Source organism: Peribacillus sp. AS_2, assembly GCF_026891895.1.
Lineage (GTDB): Bacteria > Bacillota > Bacilli > Bacillales > DSM-1321 > Peribacillus > Peribacillus frigoritolerans.
In genome coordinates, this window is sequence record NZ_JAPTGA010000005.1 from 1 (window position 1) to 15,546 (window position 15,546).

Annotated in this window: 13 protein-coding genes and 2 riboswitches; of the genes, 9 read left to right on the forward strand and 4 right to left on the reverse strand. The window is 41.1% G+C overall.

Annotation, left to right across the window (positions count from 1 at the left end; all coding sequences use genetic code 11):
• Window positions 1-217 precede the first annotated feature (217 nt).
• From OTG27_RS10185 to OTG27_RS10215, 7 genes are all read left to right on the forward strand, one after another.
• On the forward strand, window positions 218-2,209 hold the full coding sequence (locus OTG27_RS10185) for an alkyl/aryl-sulfatase (protein WP_268936834.1): 1,992 nt from the start codon (window positions 218-220) through the stop codon (window positions 2,207-2,209).
• Between the two features lie 229 nt (window positions 2,210-2,438).
• Window positions 2,439-3,677: an MFS transporter gene (locus OTG27_RS10190; RefSeq protein WP_268936835.1), complete on the forward strand. Its 1,239-nt coding sequence runs from the start codon at window positions 2,439-2,441 to the stop codon at window positions 3,675-3,677.
• A gap of 84 nt (window positions 3,678-3,761) precedes the next feature.
• On the forward strand, window positions 3,762-4,667 hold the full coding sequence (locus tag OTG27_RS10195) for a LysR family transcriptional regulator (protein ID WP_268936836.1): 906 nt from the start codon (window positions 3,762-3,764) through the stop codon (window positions 4,665-4,667).
• A gap of 168 nt (window positions 4,668-4,835) precedes the next feature.
• Window positions 4,836-6,008, forward strand: coding sequence for an acyl-CoA dehydrogenase family protein (locus OTG27_RS10200; protein WP_034312532.1), 1,173 nt, complete (start codon window positions 4,836-4,838; stop codon window positions 6,006-6,008).
• Window positions 6,009-6,035: 27 nt separating this feature from the next.
• A complete protein-coding gene (locus tag OTG27_RS10205) occupies window positions 6,036-7,610 on the forward strand; it encodes a class I adenylate-forming enzyme family protein (RefSeq protein WP_268936837.1) in 1,575 nt (524 codons plus the stop codon).
• Window positions 7,611-8,014: 404 nt separating this feature from the next.
• Window positions 8,015-9,442: an alanine/glycine:cation symporter family protein gene (locus OTG27_RS10210; RefSeq protein ID WP_268936838.1), complete on the forward strand. Its 1,428-nt coding sequence runs from the start codon at window positions 8,015-8,017 to the stop codon at window positions 9,440-9,442.
• A 166-nt stretch (window positions 9,443-9,608) separates the two neighbouring features.
• Window positions 9,609-9,821 (forward strand): YozQ family protein, encoded by a 213-nt coding sequence (locus tag OTG27_RS10215; protein WP_268936839.1) that lies wholly within the window; start codon window positions 9,609-9,611, stop codon window positions 9,819-9,821.
• Between the two features lie 104 nt (window positions 9,822-9,925).
• Here the strand turns inward: OTG27_RS10215 and OTG27_RS10220 are convergent, their stop codons facing one another.
• Genes OTG27_RS10220 through OTG27_RS10235 form a run of 4 tightly spaced genes read right to left on the reverse strand, consistent with a single transcriptional unit; the run spans window position 9,926 to window position 12,609 of the window.
• Window positions 9,926-10,771, reverse strand: a complete 846-nt coding sequence (locus tag OTG27_RS10220; RefSeq protein WP_268936840.1) for an energy-coupling factor ABC transporter ATP-binding protein — start codon at window positions 10,769-10,771, stop codon at window positions 9,926-9,928.
• A gap of 18 nt (window positions 10,772-10,789) precedes the next feature.
• Complete coding sequence (gene cbiQ / locus OTG27_RS10225; protein WP_268936841.1) at window positions 10,790-11,566, reverse strand: cobalt ECF transporter T component CbiQ; 777 nt, start codon at window positions 11,564-11,566, stop codon at window positions 10,790-10,792.
• Complete coding sequence (locus OTG27_RS10230) at window positions 11,553-11,864, reverse strand: energy-coupling factor ABC transporter substrate-binding protein (protein ID WP_034312516.1); 312 nt, start codon at window positions 11,862-11,864, stop codon at window positions 11,553-11,555. The genes cbiQ and OTG27_RS10230 overlap by 14 nt, the downstream gene beginning before the upstream one ends.
• Window position 11,865: 1 nt before the next feature.
• Complete coding sequence (locus tag OTG27_RS10235; RefSeq protein ID WP_034312513.1) at window positions 11,866-12,609, reverse strand: energy-coupling factor ABC transporter permease; 744 nt, start codon at window positions 12,607-12,609, stop codon at window positions 11,866-11,868.
• A 177-nt stretch (window positions 12,610-12,786) separates the two neighbouring features.
• Window positions 12,787-12,982: riboswitch (cobalamin riboswitch) on the reverse strand.
• Window positions 12,983-13,183: 201 nt separating this feature from the next.
• A riboswitch (cobalamin riboswitch) is annotated at window positions 13,184-13,373 on the forward strand.
• Between the two features lie 152 nt (window positions 13,374-13,525).
• Between OTG27_RS10235 and OTG27_RS10240 the strand changes: the two genes are divergently transcribed.
• Together OTG27_RS10240 and cobJ are read left to right on the forward strand one after the other, a co-directional pair.
• A complete protein-coding gene (locus OTG27_RS10240; RefSeq protein ID WP_098866412.1) occupies window positions 13,526-13,894 on the forward strand; it encodes a (2Fe-2S) ferredoxin domain-containing protein in 369 nt (122 codons plus the stop codon).
• A 14-nt stretch (window positions 13,895-13,908) separates the two neighbouring features.
• Entirely contained in the window at window positions 13,909-15,546 is a 1,638-nt protein-coding gene (gene cobJ / locus OTG27_RS10245) for a precorrin-3B C(17)-methyltransferase (RefSeq protein ID WP_268936842.1), read from the forward strand.

A 15,546-nucleotide genomic window follows, 5' to 3' on the forward strand; every position in this document is an offset into this window, starting at 1 on the left:
CCGCCTTTTCACCAAGGCGGTTTCCTTATGGTCAAATATCAACATTAGAATATAACATTGCCTTTATATAAATAAAATTGAAGTTACTATTAGAAATAGGAAATATACTTAATGGCAAATTAATTATAAGATAAATTCATATTATTCAAAAAAATCCCAAAAAACGACTTCGACATTCGGAATAGATACAAGATATCTACTTAGAAAGGGGTATGAAATGTCCAAAATATCTTTTATTAAAGGAATTGTAACCGTTCCCATTGTTTTTGTTTTACTGGCAGGTTCTTCTGTTACAAATGCTGCTTCAGATGAGCCAATGCCGGCAACAGATGCAACAATCTCAGCAAATAAGGCTATTTATGAACAGTTGAATTTTACAGATAAAGAAGATTTCAAGAATGCACATAAAGGATTTATAGCGCCTTTGAATATGAATCCCATTAAAAATTCAAAAGGTGACGTGGTATGGGATAGTAATCGATATTCATTCATCAAAGAAGATAAGCCGGCAAGCTTTACTGTAAACCCAAGCTTGTGGAGGCAAGCTCAGTTACAAAATATAACAGGCTTATTTAAAGTGGTAGATGGCGTTTATCAAGTTCGGGGCCAGGATTTATCAGTGCTTACCATTGTGGAAGGAAAAACAGGATTAATAGTTTTGGATACACTTTCTACAATTGAAACGGCCAAAGCCGCCATGGAGCTTTATTTTGAACACAGGCCTAAATCCCCAGTAAGTGCAATTGTTATTAGTCACAGTCATGCGGATCACTTTGGTGGTATGAAAGGCATTGCTCAATATGCTGAAAATCCAGCTAAGGTGCCGATTATTGTCCCAGCAGGTTTTAACGATGAAGCGCTAAGTGAAAACATTCTTTTAGGCAATATAATGTCTCGCCGTGCAGGTTATATGTTTGGAAATCTCTTACCCGCAAGTGAAAGGGGATTTGTTACTTCTGGTATTGGCCCAGGATTAAGTAACGGAACTTTTAGCTATTTACCTCCAACAATGGAAGTGAAGGATGATATTCAAACGGTGGAAATAGACGGAATTACATTTAAATTTTTATTGGCGCCGGATTCGGAAGCTCCATCTGAAATGCATTATTATATCAATGATTACAAAACTTTAGTGGTAGCGGAGAACACCGGACACACGTTACATAATATTTATACATTAAGGGGAGCTAAAACCAGAGATACGCTAAAATGGGTGAAAGCACTTGATGAAACTGTTGATCTGTTCGGAAACGAAGATATAGATGCTATGGTTACGGCCCATACATGGCCCATATGGGGAAGGGACAATGTTTTGGAGCAGTTGGAAAGTCAGCGTGATTTATACAAATATATTCATGACCAAACCATACGATTAGCTAATTTAGGTCTCACACCTGACGAAATCGCGGAAGAGTTAAAGCTTCCTGAAAAGTTGGATAAAGTCTGGGCCAATCGGGGGTATTACGGAACATTGAAACATAACGTAAAAGCGGTGTACAACTTTTATTTAGGATATTTCAACGGTAATCCATCCGACTTGGATCCATTACCACAAGAGGAATCGGGCGCTAAATATGTACAGTATATGGGTGGGGAAAAGAAGATCATTAAACAGGCAAAACTTGATTATAAAAAAGGGGAATATCGCTGGGTGGCTCAAGTCTTAAAGCATGTCGTCATGGCTAACCCGAAAAATACAGAAGCAAAAAATTTACTGGCTAAAGCTTATGAGCAATTAGGATACACAGCAGAATCTTCTGTGTGGCGTAATTTCTATCTTACTGGCGCAGACGAGTTAAGGAATGGTGTGGCAGACTCAAAGGGAAGTGGCGGAATGATGAATCTAGATACGCTGCTCAATATGCCAATGGATGATTTCCTCAAATTCTTGTCCATTAAATTAAACGGAATGAAAGCGGAAAATAAAAATATGACTTTCAATTTGACATTTACAGATTCGAAAACCAATTACACGATCGATCTGAATAATTCTGTATTGAACTTCAAAAAAGGGAAAATGGCGTCCAACCCTGATGCAGCATTAACATTAGATAGAATAACCTTCTATCAGATTGCTCTGGGACGGGAAGATTTATCCAAAATGGAAGCAGCCGGTAAAGTTGCCATTTCCGGTGATAAAAAACAGTTTGAAGATTTCCTGACTTTGCTGGATCAATTCCAACCTAAGGTTAATATCGTAACTCCGTGATAATCAAACACTTCATATTCTGAAACAAGGATGGATCAGTTACCCACGAGTCTACTTAGCAGTCTCGTGGGTTTGAATAATTAATCCTGAAGGCAACTTGTTTCGTTTTTAATTTTTTATAAAACGCTCCTAATAGTTACAGAACAAGTTTTGTAATTCGAAAAGAATTGTAAGCGCTTCCTGTGAGGCTGAGGTTTTGTGAAAATATAAAAAAATGGAGTGATGGGGAATGCAGTTATATGCAAGTAAGAAACGAAAAATAATGATTAGCGGCCTTTTATTTGTTGGAATGATCTTAAGTTTTTTTGATCGCGTTGCCATAAATGTCGGGATTATCCCTATTGCAGAAGAGTTTCATCTCACTACGTCCCAGACAGGTATTTTAATTAGTATATTTTTTGTTAGCTACTCACTCATGCAACCGCTTGGTGGATGGATGACCGATAAGTATGGCGCCAGGGTCATGGTTACTGTTTCTTTGTTTAGTTGGTCCTTGTTCACTGTAATGACTGGGTTTGCTTGGTCGTTCATGTCTTTATTATTCATCCGTTTTCTGTTCGGGTTAGGTGAAGGGCCTTTCTATCCTGCCAGTATGTCCACTATACGAGATAACTTCCCGGAAGAAGAACGGGGCCGGGCAAATTCGTTTTTCCTGTCTGCCCAAAATATTGGCGGGATATTAGGTACTGCACTTGCTGCTTCAATGGTGGTGGCATTCGGTTGGCGGGGCATGTTTACCATTTCCGGAATTCTAGGGATATTGGCTTCTCTCGGAATTTGGTTCATTCTCAAGCCTCAAGGAAATCAAGAGGTTAAAAAAGACAAACCGAAACAAAAAAAGGTTGCTCTGAAACTGTTATTTAAAATCGAAAATATTTGGAAACTCATAACATTCAAGTTTATATCAAATATTATCAACTATGGTTTGATCACTTGGATGCCTATATATTTGGTTAAAGAAAAAGGAGTGGATTTAATAGCCGCCGGAGGTTTATTGGCAATCCCTTATATTTTTGGTTTCTTGATGTTTAATGTAAGCGGGTGGCTTCTGGATAAACATATGGCTAACCGGGAGAAGTATCTTGCCGCTGCAGGCGCTTTATTATCGGCAATTTTTCTCTTTTTAATGTCTAACGCCACGTCTATAGGACTTATCATCACGTATCTCACCCTCAACTCCGTAGCACTATCTTTCTTTGGAACCGTTCTATATACGATCATCATAAAATACTCACCAAAGGAACTAACGGGCTCTGCCTCCGGACTCGTAACTTTCGCCGGTCAAATTGCAGGTGCTGTTTCTCCTTTAGCCCTCGGTTTGATTATCAGTCTGTTTAATGGCTCCTATAATGCCGCTTTCCTGTTTTTGGTGATAATAGCGTTATTGGGAACGATTGTTGCCGTATCTATTAAAAATAATCAGGCACAACCCGCTAAAGAATACGAAAAAACATCTACCATTGTATAAGGTATTCTGATTTACTTCTCTAAAATTGAAAGGGCTTTCTGTTCGAGGTATGATAGTAGTAATAGGCTAGAAGGAGAATAAACCATGAATATTGAACAATTGGAATATATCATTAAGGTAGCCGAGGTTAACTCGATTTCCACTGCATCAGAAAGCCTCCATATCTCTCAATCTGGAATCAGTATGGCCATTACGAGTTTGGAGAAGGAATTAGGTATAAAAATCTTCAAGAGGTCAAGGTTAGGAACCATACCTACAGAAGACGGAAAGGAAATCATCCAGAAAGCTCTTGAAGTATTAAGCAAATTGGAAGAAATAAGAGACAGTGCCCAAATACATTCAGATACGATGGAAAAAGAGTTGCGCCTTTCATCAACACAAGGTTTATTTCTAACGGTTTTGCCTAAATCCTTGGCCTTATTTAAGAAGAAGTATCCCGAGGTGAAAATTGTCATTGAAGAAAAAGGGGGACAAGAGATAACCGAAGAAGTACGGAATGGTAAGATAGACATCGGGCTATTGAATATCCCAAAGGTTAAACCAAAAGAAATTGAGTTGGAATTCCAACCTTTGATGGAAGCAAAAGTGATTGTGATGGTCAGTAAGAACTCACCATTAGTGAACCGTAAAAGCATAACCCCACGAGAGCTTATGGACCAAAATTTGGTCATTTACAATGGACCAAGAATGAAGTCGTTCATTAAAGGTTTTTTTGATCAATACGGTGAGATGAATATTTTGTTTTTCACAAATAATACAGAGATCATCAAAAAAACCGTCGCTGAGGGATTAGCGATTGCCTTTTCTTATGATATTGGAGTTAACAGCGACCCCTATTTCCTAAGCGGGGAGCTTGTGGCCATTCCTTTGGTGGAGATGGAAAATAATACAATGGAATTCGGTTACGTTTGCTCTAAGAAGCAGTATTTTTCAAAAGCTGCCAGGGAGTTTATAAAATGTCTCGAATTCTACACCACTCTTAAATATTAGTTTCCTATGATGATAGGGAACTAATATTTTTTTATTTACATCAATATTTTTTATATTTATATCATATATCCTTATTTTACTTAAATATTATTTACATTTAAAATTGATTTTATAACATTTCAAATATTTAAAAATTAAGACGAAAATAAAAATCGAAAGGGGAAACATATGGTTACGACCCAGGAAGAGAAATTAGAGGTACTTCAAACAAAGTTGCAGGATTTCATCCAAAATGAATTGCTTCCATATGAACAGGAGCATGGCTTGAACGCTGAAGAGGATATTCCGATGGAAGCCATAAAATGGGCAAGGAAAAGATCCAGGGAATTGGGCTTTTACGGAATTAACCTCCCTGAAAAATATGGCGGACAAGAAGTAAGCTTAAAAGGATTATGCATGTTCAAGGAAGAATTGGCACGTTCCGGAGCGGTTTTATGGGGGCAGGTTATAGGGGAGATTGGCGGGCCGCTAAGAATTGGTCAGATGTTGGAAAGTTTTACACCGGAGCAAATAGAAAAATATGTGATGCCCGTTGTGACGGGAGAAGTGAGTTGCTGCTTTGCCCTTACAGAACCCAATGCCGGGTCGGATGCATTCGCTATCGAAACAACAGCCGTTAAAGACGGAAATGATTATATATTAAGCGGAAAGAAACATTTTATCAGTGCGGCCCCCTATGCTGATTTCGCCATTGTCATAGCGAAAGAATCCCGGAAAGGAGAAAAAGAAAGGATCACTGCTTTCCTAGTTGATAAAAAAACACCACAACATCCAGGGTTTGAACTAGGAGACATTCAAGTTCCCCTATCAGGAGAACGCATACATGCCGAATTGAATTTCAATCAATGTCGAGTGCCTGCCGCCAATATAATCGGAGAACCAGGAAAAGGGTTGCTGCTCGGATTGAAAAGAATAAACACAAATCGCGCTTCCCATGCCGCCGGCTTTATCGGAATGGCTCAACACCTTCTCGATTTATCTATTGAACATGCCAAAACGCGAGTCCAGTATGGCCGGCCCATCGGTGACTTCCAGGCAATTCAGCATATGCTCGCAGATATGGCGACGGAAATCTATGCAGCAAAATGCATGGTCTATGATGTGGTTGATAAAATTGATCAGGGAAAAGAGGATCGGGCCGGTACGTCCATGGCCAAGCTGTTTGCTTCAGAGGTAAATAGCCGTGTGGCTGACAAGGCCATCCAAATCTTTGGCTCCAAAGGCTTGGTAAAAGGCCATCCAGTAGAAAAAATGTACAGGAGTGCACGGATGTATCGGATTCTGAGCGGTACCTCAGAGATTCAAAAAAATACAATTGCCAAAGCACTATTAAAAGGATGAAAACTTTTTCGGGGGAGGAAAAAATTCATGCTGCATAAGTTGACATTTCAGTCACTGATGAATAAAGGAATGAAACGATTCGGTGACCTGCCGGCTATTACCTTGTTGCCAAACGGAGAAATGATAACCTACGACGAGTTATGGAAGAAAACAGAACGTATCACTTCTTATTTAATGCGTTTAGGTGCAGGAAGGGGCGTCCGCATAGCGACCATCATTCCAAACAGTTTGGAAAGTGTGATGTTTGGTTTGGCCGTCCAGCAATGCGGGGCTACCTTGGTGCCATTAAGTGAAAAACTCGGAAAACGAGAAATACAATTCATTTTAAAGGAAGCAAAACCAGAAGTGGTCATAATTGCTACACAGACACACTTTGACACCTTCTTAGAGTATTTGGAAGAAATGAAGAAGGAGGAGGTCCATGTTATTGGGCTCCCTGGCTTTAATAGTAATTATCCGGAGGAGTTTGAACTATTTAAATGTCCTGGTGAAATAAATAATTTAGACTTGCCAACAGCTGAAGAAGATGACATTGCCCTTCTGTCCTATACAGGCGGGACAACGGGTACACCCAAAGGCGTCATGCATTCCCAGAAAGGACTCGGCGCCGCGATACTTTCTGCAGCTATCGAAGACCCGCTGGACGACCGGGACCGGGTATTGCTAAGTACGCCCATTGTGCATTCAGCCGGTTCACTACTTTGGAGATCCCTTGTTTCGGGCGTCCATGTTTATGTGATGGGCTCATTCGACGCTGCAGCATTCATACAGGCGATAAAGGAACATGAAATCACGACGACATTCATGGTACCGACCATGTTATACAGGCTTCTTGATCAGACCAAGAAGATGGAATATGATATGAGCTCCATGCGCAATATCTTCTATGGTGCGTCACCGATTTCACAGAAGCGCCTTAAAGAAGCTTTTGAAGTATTCGGGCCTATCATGCGCCAGCAATACGGCATGACAGAATGTAATATTGTCATTTCAAGACTATCGAAGAGCGCTCATGTATGGGCTTATCATAATAATCCGGAAGTTTTGAAAAGCTGTGGAAAACCGTGCATTCTTACCGAAGTTCGACTGATTGATGAGAATGGAAATGATGTAAAACCAACCGAGTTTGGAGAAATCATCGTAAAGTCCCCAGCCATGATGGTTGGCTATTATCAAAGACCGGATCTTACCCATGAATACATCCGTGATGGCTGGTTCTACACGGGGGATATTGGTAAATGGGATGAAAGCGGTTACCTTTATATTGTAGATAGGAAGAAAGATATGATCATTACAGGCGGGATGAACGTATATTCTTCAGAAGTGGAGCGAGTGGTGAACCAGCACCCTTCTGTTGCATTAAGCGCATGCATTGGCGTTCCCCATCCAGATTGGGGAGAAGTAGTGTGTGTCGTGATAGCATTGCATGAAGGACTGAGCTGTACTAGTGAGGAATTAATTGATTTCTGCAAACAAAGGACCTCTAAGTATATGGTTCCTAAAATTGCCTATTTTCTTGATAAGTTCCCATTAACGCCGATTGGAAAAATAGATAAAAAAGAATTAAGAAAGATGTTTTCACAAGGTATTCTAACCATCTAGCAAAATTGAGACTTATAGCAAATATAAGATTGAGCAGAGGAATGCAAATAAGCCTCGCACGTTAACCTGGAATCAGGACGTGTGAGGCTTTTATGTGCTATATCCAAGATGTGTTTGGAATATGAATAAAATTTAACATTGAAGTGTTAAATGAAGTGAGGAAGTATGATTATTATCTAAAGGAAATGATACTGAAATATTATATTTTTCGATTGATTCCACCAATTCATGAATGAAAAAAATCGTGTGTTAGGATATAATATATTATTGTATTGGAGATTCATTGTGGAATTTCCTTTTTTTATGGGTTTCATTTGTTTATCTCCCCATTGAACCGGGAAATAAATTATAGTTGTATATGTTTTTATAATAATAATTAGAGTTGAGTAGAGGGGTTTGATTTAATGGAGTTCTTAGAAAAATTTATTAGTGAGGCTAATGGTGTGCTATGGTCTTCCATATTGATCATCATGTTGGTTGGATTGGGTCTTTATTTTAGCATCCGCACGAAGTTTGTCCAATTCAGAATGGTAGGGGAAATGTTCAGGCTTTTGGGAGAAGGGGCCACAGCGGATAAAAAAGGTGTAACATCCTTTCAGGCATTTTGCATAAGCACGGCATCGCGGGTAGGAACGGGTAACCTTGCAGGTGTTGCCATCGCAATCACGACGGGCGGACCTGGAGCCGTATTTTGGATGTGGTTAATAGCATTGATCGGATCTGCTTCCGCATTCATTGAAAGTACACTTGCTCAAATCTATAAAGTCAAGGATGGGGATGCATTCCGCGGCGGTCCTGCTTATTATATGGAAAAGGCATTGAATGCCCGTTGGATGGGAATCACTTTCGCCGTGTTGATTTCGCTTACATTTGGACTAGCTTTCAACTCGGTACAAGCCAATACGATTACAAGCGCATTCAATGAATCGTTTGGGATTGAAAAGTGGGTTACGGCAATCATCTTGGCTATGGTCACGGCTGTCATCATTTTTGGCGGGATAAAAATGGTTGCAAAAGTCTCTGAAGTCATCGTTCCGATCATGGCAGGAGCCTATGTAATAGTGGCGTTGATTATCATCATCATGAACATTACCGAGTTACCTGGTGTTTTTGCTTTGATCTTTGAAAGTGCATTCGATGGAATAAAAGAAGTGGCTGGCGGAGTACTGGGAGCTGCCATGATGCAGGGAATCAAGCGCGGCCTATTTTCAAATGAAGCCGGGATGGGTAGTGCACCAAATGCTGGTGCGACGGCTGATGTCAGTCATCCCGTCAAACAAGGGCTCATTCAGTCTCTAGGTGTTTTTGTCGATACGCTCATCATTTGCAGCTCGACAGCCTTCATCATTTTGTTTTCCGGTCTTTATACATCGAAGGAAACGGACGGTATCGTCCTTACCCAAAATGCCCTCGGAACGGCATTGGGATCTTGGGCAGGTATTTTCCTTGCCATTATCGTACTTTTATTCGCCTTTAGTTCCATTGTGGGCAACTATTATTATGGAGAGTCGAACATCGGCTTCATCAATGAAAATAAGTTTTGGCTGAATGTCTATCGTGTCGCAGTCGTAGGAATGGTGATATTCGGTTCGCTTGCCTCGCTGGATTTTGTTTGGGGACTGGCTGACTTGCTTATGGCCCTTATGGCGATTATCAACCTGATTGCCATAGCATTACTAGGGAAAATTGCTTTTGCTGCACTGGCGGATTATCAAAAGCAAAAGAAAAGTGGGAAAAATCCAGTTTTCCATGTGAACAATATTAAAGGTTTGAAGAATGTGGAATGTTGGGGTGACCCATCCGATAATGTGGATGTGAAAAAGGAAGCCTAAGTTCTCATTAAGCTTACAAGTAATTCCTTGAAAGGGGATTTTACTTGTAAGCTTTTTTCGTCTTTTCCCCCTTTTTTCATCATTATTGAATATTGCTTCGTTTTTTACACAAAATACCTTTGTCTTTAATACTGCAATGATAATTTAAAAACTAGGAGTGAAACAAATGGATAGGAAGCAATCAAAAAATGAATCTTCAGAAGTTGCCGGGAGAATATATGATGTCAGCGATTATAAACGGGAAGATCCTTTATCTTCTGGACTGGCTCAAACCCACGAACAAGTCTCGGATACTTATGCGGAAGGCGAGAAAAAGGCAGTCATTGATGATGTGAACGGAAGGGATATTGAGATTAAAAAAGAAAAGGAAGAAAAGTAATACTGAGGTTTTTGCTTTTGAACAAGGATTATCGCTGAATATTTTAAAGATATATCGGGTCCCCTAGCTTCTGGAAAGGTGAAACAGAAGCTAGGGGATCTTAATTAATAAATTTTTTCTGTTTCCAAGTTTTGAAGCAATTCTTCCTTCGTTCTTGGGAAAAGGTCCCTTTCTGCAAGATTCCTTGATTGAAGAAGGGCTTGAAACATTTCAAAAATCCACGGTTTCTCCAGATGTGCCTGCAGCAAAACGTCTTCATCATGGAAAACGGAAACAGGGTCCCCTTGGTATATGACCTTACCATCGTTCATGACCACGATTTCATCTGCCCATTGGTAAGCAAAATTAACATCATGGGTTGAGAGGATTATCGTTTTATCAGGGTGGTGGATACTGTCCAGCAGATTCATGATCTGTCTTGAGAAATAAGGATCCAATCCAGCGGTAGGCTCGTCCAGTAGCCAGACATCGGGCTCCATGGCAAGTACCCCTGCGATGGCGACCCGTTTTTTTTGCCCAAGGCTCAAAAAATGGGTAGGTCTATCTTTTAGTTCGGTTACTTCCGTTTCAGCCATTGCCCAATTTACTTTCTCCTGCACTGTAATTCTATCCCATCCTAAATTCATTGGTCCAAACGATATATCCTGTTGTACATTAGCGGAAAAGAGCTGAGAGTCGGGATCTTGAAAAACGATACCGACTTGCTTTCGTAATGATAATAATGCTTTCCGGTCATATTTCATTTTCTTGCCCTTAAATCTGATCTTTCCTGCAGTAGGTTGTAATAGACCATTTAAATGGAGGAATAAAGTCGATTTGCCAGCACCATTATTGCCTAATAATGCAATTTTTTTACCTTGTTGGATCGTTAGCGAAAGTCCTTTTAAAGCGAAGGTTCCATCTGCGAATTGATGGGTGAGGCCTTCTATATGAAAAATATGCTCGTCCATTGTTGGGTTGCCTCCAATTTACAAATATCCATTAATAAGGATTAAGCTTCCTAGTATGACAATCGCGATCAGCCAATTGCGTGAGGAATAGGTGTAAGTATCCTCGATATAGGAAAGGTTCTCCTGATAGCCTCTTGCGTTCATGGCCATCGTCAACTGTCCAGAGCGCTGCAATACTCCTAAAAATAATGATGAAATTAGTAATCCGAGAGATCGAATGCCTTTCCTAAACGAACCATACCCCAGCCGTGAAGCTTGTGATTGGTGAATGGCCAAAGCCGTATCTAAAAAAATAAAGATGAATCGATAGGTCAATTCTATTAAATCGACCAATAACGAAGGCACTTTAAGTTTTCGCAGCACGGATAGGATGACGGTAATGGGTGTAGTTAAGGTAAGGAAATATAAACAGCTGATGCTGCAGAATACGACAGTGATCAAATTGGCCACCGTACCAAAGCTGTCATCGCTGATGAATATTTGCCAATTCCCGATCTTCCAGGACCACCATATATTCGAAATCGAAGTGAATTTACTAGTGAAAGAAAAAAGGATGGTAATGGTTCCTGATAGTATAAAAAATCCTGGTAATAGGAGTAATTTAAGATAAAAAGAAAGCGGGATTTTTGCCGCGAAAATGATTAAAGCGCTCATCACCGTAAAAGTGATGAGCGAAACGGCCATATCCCTTACCGTTAACGAAAACAGCAAAAGAGAGAGTGCAAAAACCATCTTTTCCAACGGATGTACATCCTTTAGCCCATTGAAATAGGCATATTTATCAATGAGTAACATGCTTCGATTTTTCGGCCAATTCTTGTTTGGTTTGCTTATTCCTTTGTCTCATCACACCAATGAAGTATCCAATGAAACCGGCTCCGATTGCAGCTTGAAGCGCAAATAATAAGCTTTCGGTTTCTGCACCTGGCGGCTCCCAAATACTGTTGAACCATGGCTTGTATTCCGGATGGATCTTAGTGATGGCTTCCTCAGCTTCGCCGTCGGCACCGCCAAATTCCGTTCCTTGTTGGGTGATTAACGGTAAGGTTGCAAGAATGACAACCAGGAAAAGCAGCAGTAAACTTTTTTTCATTTTAACGGGCCTCCTTAGATAAAACTCGCAGCAATTTCAATTCGCCTAGATTGTATTTTTTCAAGAAATTCATTACGACGACTGTCAATAACCCCTCACTGATGGCCAAGGGAATTTGGGTCAGGGCAAAAATCCCTGCAAATTTACTGAAAGAGGCCATGAATCCTCCTACCTCGGAAGGGAAAGCAAGAGCAAGTTGAACGGAAGTTACCACATAGGTGCCCAAATCCCCAAAAGCAGCTGCCAAGAATACGGCAAGTGAAAAAGACCATCCCAATTTAGTTGCGCCCTTGAAGACAAAGTAAGCAATGAAGGGTCCGCAAACGGCCATGGAGAATGCATTGGCCCCTAATGTCGTCAATCCTCCGTGTGCCAGTAAAACAGCTTGAAATAACAGAACGATGGAGCCGACCACGCTCATGGCCAATGGTCCGAATAGTATGGAACCTAAACCAACTCCGGTAGGGTGCGAAGAACTTCCCGTAACGGAAGGAATCTTTAGGGCCGATAATATAAATACAAATGCGCCCGATAGGCCAAGTATCATTTTTGTTTCAGGGTTTTCCCTTACTTTGGACCTAATGGACCGGTAACCCAAGATTAAAAATGGAAGCGTCACGGCCCACCAGAATATAGCCCATTCTATGGGTAAAAAGCCCTCCATGATATGCATGGCCAATGCCCGTTTCGGGACAAAAAGCAGTAAAATGACAAAATAAATAATTTTCCAATTGGTTCTTTTCATTCTTTCTCCTTTCAACACTTTTTATTGTTCTGATCAATCTTGAGAAGAAAAGCGGCGCGCTCAAACTAAAAAGCACTTCTCTCAAAGGAAAGAAGTGCGTAATGAACAGGAATTTTGCAGCATGAACCAACCATGGGCCATTTTGCCTGATCCGCACGCCCATCCTCGTAGGCTGAAACAGTTTCACGCTTCATGGCAGGTCTCCTGGCTTTGGTTCATCATCCCATTACATCCTTCCCATCTCATTTGACAGTGGATTAAAGTTAACGTAATGGAACTTCCCTTTACAGTGGCGGGACCGCTCCGGATTTTCACCGGCTTCCCTTTTAAGCTGAATTCCGAGAAATTCAACACCATGAAACTTATGTAATTATTTAGAAAATTCTCGTATAGTGTACCATAAAGAAATAATTCCAGCTACACTATCTTTTTTTTGAGGCCGAAATTTGTTGCGAGGAAAGGTTTGTAACTGGTTTTACACGTTTAAACTTTTCTAAACAGTCGGAATAAACTATTGAATTTTGACAAAGTTGTTATATGATAGATTAAGTTAGTTTGAAATGTATAATAAAACCAAATATTTCATTTTAAAAGTGCCCTTGTGTGAATAAGCAAGGGATAATAGGGAAATCGGTGAAAATCCGATGCAGCCCCCGCTACTGTAAACGCTGATGAAATTGTCGATAGCCACTGGCATGATGCCGGGAAGGGACAAAGTAAAATGAAGCGTAAGCCAGGAAACCTGCTTTTAAAATTGCATGATACTTTTCGGAGGGAAAGGTAGAAGGACTATGACGATTTTGGGAGGATTTGGCATGCTTGCCTTTGGCTCCTCATTCATATAGTTTTTTTAAAACCTTGACTCTTATGTTAAGGTTTTTTATTTTGCCTTTTCCCTGAACTCAGGAGGAAGAACATGACTACTTGGAACTTGACGGGTACAAATACGCATCTGTTGATTTGTAATGGGAGCAGCTGCATGAAAAAGGGCGGGGAAGAAGTAACCCAAGCGATTCGCGATGAAATTGCTTCAAAAGGACTGGATCTGAAAATCCATACAACGAGGACCCGCTGTAACGGAAGATGTAAGGATGCCTGCGTTGTGATTGCCTATCCCCAAGGAAACTGGTATCGAGTGGAAACGCCTGATTTCGGTCGGCAGATCGTCAGTAATATCGATGATGGTGAGTTTGTTCCACAGATGATCTATCAGTATAATGACGGGGAAATGGCCCCTAATCCAGATTTTCCTGCTCATACGGGTATTTCAAAGAACAAAGCGTAAAAGGAGATGTCTTAATGAGTACAAACGGTAAATTATTCGTCGTGGGCTTTGGGCCCGGGAATTTTGAACACATTACCAAACGTGCCGTCGAAGCCCTTCAAGAAAGTGACTACATCATTGGTTATAAAACTTATGTTGAACTCATTCAGGGACTGCTAACAGATCAAACGATCATTAGTACGGGGATGACTGAAGAGGTATCACGTGCACAGGAAGCAGTGAAACAAGCGGAGCTGGGAAAGAAAGTGGCGGTGATTTCCAGTGGGGATGCCGGAGTTTACGGGATGGCAGGGTTGGTTTATGAAGTATTGATTGAAAAAGGCTGGAAAGAAGAAACTGGAGTGGGCATTGAAGTCATTCCTGGCATTTCTGCAATCAACTCATGTGCGTCTTTACTTGGGGCGCCCGTCATGCACGATTCGTGTACGATCAGCCTCAGTGATCATTTAACTCCTTGGGAACTGATCGCTAAAAGGGTTGAAGCAGCTGCAATGGCAGACTTTGTCATCGCGCTTTATAATCCGCGCAGCGGCAGGCGGACCCGGCAAATTGTTGAAACACAGAAGATTCTCCTTCGCTACCGCTCGCCGGATACACCTGTCGGGTTGGTGAAAAGTGCTTATCGCGATAGGCAGGATATTGTCATAACCAATTTGCAGGATATGTTGAATCACGATATTGGAATGTTGACAACCGTCATTATCGGTAATTCATCCACCTTTTTATATGATGACAAAATCATCACACCAAGAGGCTATCAGAGAAAATATACGCTGAATTCGGAAAAGCAAACATTGAAGCCGCATCAGCGACTGCAAAAAGAAGCGGAACCGTGGGCATTAGATCAAGAAGCCTTAACCGAGTCCGCTGGAGGAGTTGGATTACTTACAAAAGCACCAGAAAAGAAGCCAGCTTCCTATGAAATGGCAATGGAGGCCCTGTCAAGAGTCAAGGGTCAAGCCGTTAAGCAGTCCATTCAGCCGATTGTTCAGCAAAAAATGGAGTCGGTATTCGAACTTGCCGTTAGTCCAGGTGTGGCGAATAAACAATTCACTCCCAAACAAATGATGACACTTGCGGAAGTTGTCGGGGAAAAGGGAACGATGGAGTATACGCCAAATCATAAAATCGTCTTAAAGATTCCGACAATGGATCCGGAAAGCATTACAGGGAAATTGCAATCAGCAAACTTTCTTTTGTCGCCGATTGGGGATGTACTGACATTAAAAGCCTGTGATTTCTGTGATGGTGAAAAAGCGGAATCCATTCCTTATGCGGACGAAATACACCGGGTGCTTGGCGGAATGAGCATGCCCAAGGAACTGAACATCGGTTTTAATGGGTGTGGGATGGCTTGTTATAGTGCTGTGATGGATGATATCGGGATTGTCTTCCGAAAAGGGAAGTTCGACTTATTTCTTGGAGCTAAACCGGTTGGAAGAACAGCCCATCCGGGTCAGCCGGTAGCGGAAGGCATTGAACCGGAACAGCTTGTAGAACTGATCACGGACATTGTCGGCGAGTATAAGCAAAATGCCCATCCAAATGAGCGGCTTTTTAAATACTTCAAACGGTCGAAAAAGATACAGAATTTTTCTTATCAGGACATCGCTCCAAAAATAAACATAGAGCCTGCGCCTTGTGAAGACTAA